Raw genomic sequence first — 3436 nt, forward strand, 5'->3', positions numbered from 1 at the left:
CGCCGAAGAGCCATACCGATTCTCCAGCCTTTGTCGCCATCAAAGCAAAAGCTACAGCCCCCCTCCGCACTTGAGTCTCTGCTGCCCCCCTCACCTTTTACCACGGAAAGAACACCGATTGAACGCCTATTGAGAAGAGCCTTTCTCCCTTAGAGAACCACTTCAAGTAGTAGGAGAAAAATGTGACCTCGAAAAGAGCCCCCAACTTTTGGTTGCAGAAGTACGCCAGGAGGTTATGATCCTGGAGAGGACTGTAGGGCATCAGAAAATGTTGGATATACCACCACAACCTTTAACCGGGAAGGCTCTCCTGCAGAAGGTAGAAGCGTTGAGCCATCTTCCGCGCCGCGAGACGGCAAAGCGCTGTGGCTACGTAACCATGACCAAGACCAACAAGCTCCGCGTCAACTTAAATGAGTTTTATGATGCGGTGCTGGCGGCAAAAGGTCTGAGCCTCAGTCCAACTTCCAGCCGTGACAAGCGCGGCCGCGAGCCAACCTTTCGCGTGAGCGTTCACAAGAATGGTCAGATCATCATCGGGTCCGCTTACACCGAAAAAATGAATCTCAAGCCCGGCGATGAGTTTGAGATTCAGTTGGGCTATAAGCACATTCACCTCAAGCAAGTACTCAACGGCCAGGTGATGGAGGACTCAACCTCGAACGAAGAAGCTGCCCCCAAAAAGACGCGGAGCCGCAGGAAAAAAACAACAGGAGCTTGAACCTCTTCTGGAGTTGGGCAAGGGAATCCAGTTGAGAAACTGTCACTGCAGGGCTTTCTCTCCTCCAAACCCTCCATAAGATGGGATCCGAAGCGTGGGTTTATTGACTTGCCAACCCTAGATCTGAAGATCCCTATGTACCAGACTGTTCAACCTCCTCTCAGATTTCTGCCGCCGCGATTGACGCCTTGGGTGGTTCGTTTGGCGCAGGCGGGTTTGCCCTTCTGGTTGCGCTGGGCCAAAGGGATCCCGCGCGTTGAGGTAGATGGGGGCGAGCGTTTGGCTCAGCTTTATCAGCAATTCGAGGCAGGCAAGATTCGCCTGTTGGTAGCCTTTCGCCACCCCACCCTTGACGATCCCCCCTGCCTGATGTACTTGTTTTCCCATCTTCTGCCTCAGGTGGCTCGACAACAGGGGATCCGCCTGCGGCAGCGGCCCCACGTTTTGTTTGTCTACGACCGCGGCCTGCCACTATGGCTGGGCTTCATTGGCCGCTGGGGGCTTCCCCGGCTGGGCGGGATCCCGATTTTGCGGGGCCGTCTGGATCGGGCAGGGCTGAAGAGCTCTCGCGAGCAGTTGGTGTCAGGCCAGTACCCACTGGCGGTGGCTCCAGAGGGGACGATCAACGGCATGAGTGGGCTGCTCAACCCGCTGGAGCCGGGGGTGGCGCAAATGAGTTTTTGGGCGGTGGAGGATCTGCATAAGGCGGGGCGCCCGGAGGAGGTGCTGATCTTGCCGGTGGGCCTCCGCTACTCCTATTTGAGGGATCCCAGTGCGGCCCTGGACAGGTTGCTCCGCCGTATGGAGGCCGATTGCAAGCTCCCGGCCACGCGCTCGGCACATGTCGGCAAGGGGTTTCTGATGGCCCGCTTGCTTCGCCTGGCCGAGCATTTGATTCAGGTTATGGAGCATTTTTACGAGCGCTTCTACGCCCCCGCCCTGCCCTCTGCCGCTCGGGTCAACCTCAAAGAGGGAGAAGGTCTGTGGGCACGTCTGCAAAGCCTATCGGATCTGGCCCTGCGCGTGGCCGAGCAGCACTTTGGCCTGCAGCCCCAGGGGAACTTGATCGAGCGGCGGCATCGCATCGAACAGGCAGGCTGGGCCTGGATCTACCGGGAAGATATCCCTGATATTGCTGCGCTTTCGGCTTTGGAGAAGGGGCTGGCCAATCGCGTTGCCTCGGAGGCCAGCTTCCACCTCTGGCACATGCGCCTAGTGGAGACCCTGATGGTGTTTGCCGTGCGTCCCCTGCCGGAGCAGCCCGGCCTGGAGGAACTGGCCGAAACTGCCCTGCGGCTGTGGAACCTGTTGGTCTGGATCAAAGGCAAAAACGCCGTCGGCGCTGCCCCTCCCAGATTGGGGCCGCGGCTGGCCCGTTTCAGCATCGGGGATCCCCTCTCGGTTTCAGAGCGCTGGCCCGCCTATCAGGCCAACCGCCGGCAGGCCGTACAAGCTCTAACCCAGGATTTGCAAGCGGAGATGGAGCGGCTGCTGCAAGGGATCCCACGCTCGCCTGCGGCCATGGCCGTCGGTTGAGATCTGGGTTGGTTGGCCTTGTCGAAGGGAGCGGGAAGGCCTGTGCCGAAACTGATACCAGCCTGTTGTTGGGAAGTGTAACAATTCCTCAGGATGTTTTTTGAGACGTTTTGTGGGAGCAAGACGAACTTTTGCGTTATCTGACAAGAAAATGAAGGAAAAGGGAAGCTTCTGACGCTTGCGGTAGAAAGGTACCAGGAAGAAAGGTAGTGAGGCGCGTTGGCCTTCGCCTATGTCTGATGAGCTGCTCCGCGCAATTCGTAGGCGCGACCTAGAGGCCGCCACCTCAGCCGTGCAGCGCTTGCGTTCCCGCCACCTGAGTGAGGCTGTGATTACCTCAATGGTGATGGTGGCCGTGGAGCGATTGGCCTGGGACGAGGGCGATCGGGCTGCCGCCAGTTGGTTGCTACGTCACTGCGCTCGACGACGCTGAAAGGGATCCCCTCCCCTTCTAAGGGGGCTGTCTGTCAACTGGATCCCTGCCTCTGGTTCCTAAGGTGCCGATGGCCGCCTCTGCTGCTCCCTGCGCGGATAAACCCAGTGAGCGGGCATTGGCTCAGCTCTGCTGGAGTGGCTAGGATCTCGGCCAGTTCCACCAGATTTTTTTACTCTTGTTTATTCTTGTTCGGATCGTCAGGATGCTGACGATCTTCCTCAAAGAACATCAACCTCCGAAGACGAGCTGAGCGGTAGTCGGAGAGGCGCAGCGCAAGGGAGCGCCACGCTCTTTTGCTGCCCAGGCCGGACTTCTCGTAAAGCAGAGACGCGCTGGGAGCGAAGCCGAAGTCATGGGCATCTTTGATGGCAGCCAGATCGGCGCTTAAGAAAACAAACTGCCAGCCGTCTTTCTCCGTTTTTTCTTTGATCATCTTCTCAATTTGCTCTTTGCGGAACTCGCGACTGGCGTTCTCTTGGCCATCGGTTACCACCACCATAAGCACCCTGGCAGGGCGATCTGCTTCGCCGAGTTTGCTGAGACTGTTTTCCAGATCGTTGATGCCGCGACCTATGGCATCCAGCAAGGGAGTAGAGGCCCGGGGCACATAGGTCTCGCGGGTTAGCTCGGGAACTTCGGCGATGGGCTTGAAATGGTGGATAACTTCGTAGGGATCCTGCGAGTCAAATTAACTTGAGATCCCGTCCGGCAACCTGGTTGTCAAGGCTTATTTTTTACTATTA

4 protein-coding genes are annotated in these 3436 nt (G+C 57.8%); 3 read left to right on the forward strand and 1 reads right to left on the reverse strand.

Annotated elements, in window-relative coordinates; genetic code table 11:
- Nucleotides 1-268 precede the first annotated feature (268 nt).
- The 3 genes from NW852_RS10325 to NW852_RS10335 all read left to right on the forward strand — a co-directional run bounded on the left by NW852_RS10325 (nucleotide 269) and on the right by NW852_RS10335 (nucleotide 2690).
- A complete protein-coding gene (locus tag NW852_RS10325; RefSeq protein WP_414364014.1) occupies nucleotides 269-721 on the forward strand; it encodes an AbrB family transcriptional regulator in 453 nt (150 codons plus the stop codon).
- Nucleotides 722-856: 135 nt separating this feature from the next.
- A complete protein-coding gene (locus tag NW852_RS10330; RefSeq protein ID WP_414372339.1) occupies nucleotides 857-2257 on the forward strand; it encodes a 1-acyl-sn-glycerol-3-phosphate acyltransferase in 1401 nt (466 codons plus the stop codon).
- Nucleotides 2258-2489: 232 nt separating this feature from the next.
- Nucleotides 2490-2690, forward strand: coding sequence for a hypothetical protein (locus tag NW852_RS10335; RefSeq protein ID WP_414364011.1), 201 nt, complete (start codon nucleotides 2490-2492; stop codon nucleotides 2688-2690).
- 172 nt (nucleotides 2691-2862) lie between these two features.
- Here NW852_RS10335 and NW852_RS10340 read toward each other — a convergent pair whose 3' ends face one another.
- Nucleotides 2863-3279 carry a hypothetical protein gene (locus NW852_RS10340; protein WP_414426715.1) on the reverse strand — a complete coding sequence of 139 codons (417 nt, stop codon included), beginning with the start codon at nucleotides 3277-3279 and terminating at the stop codon, nucleotides 2863-2865.
- Between the last annotated feature and the right edge of the window lie 157 nt (nucleotides 3280-3436).

The organism is Synechococcus sp. H60.1, from assembly GCF_047462335.1.
In the GTDB taxonomy this organism is placed as follows: Bacteria; Cyanobacteriota; Cyanobacteriia; order Thermostichales; family Thermostichaceae; genus Thermostichus.

Excerpts from the sequence above, each read along its gene's own strand:
- NW852_RS10325 (WP_414364014.1), top strand. The coding sequence starts at position 269 with ATGTTGGATATACCACCACAACCTTTAACCGGGAAGGCTCTCCTGCAG.
- NW852_RS10330 (WP_414372339.1), top strand. The coding sequence starts at position 857 with ATGTACCAGACTGTTCAACCTCCTCTCAGATTTCTGCCGCCGCGATTG.
- NW852_RS10335 (WP_414364011.1), top strand. The coding sequence starts at position 2,490 with ATGTCTGATGAGCTGCTCCGCGCAATTCGTAGGCGCGACCTAGAGGCC.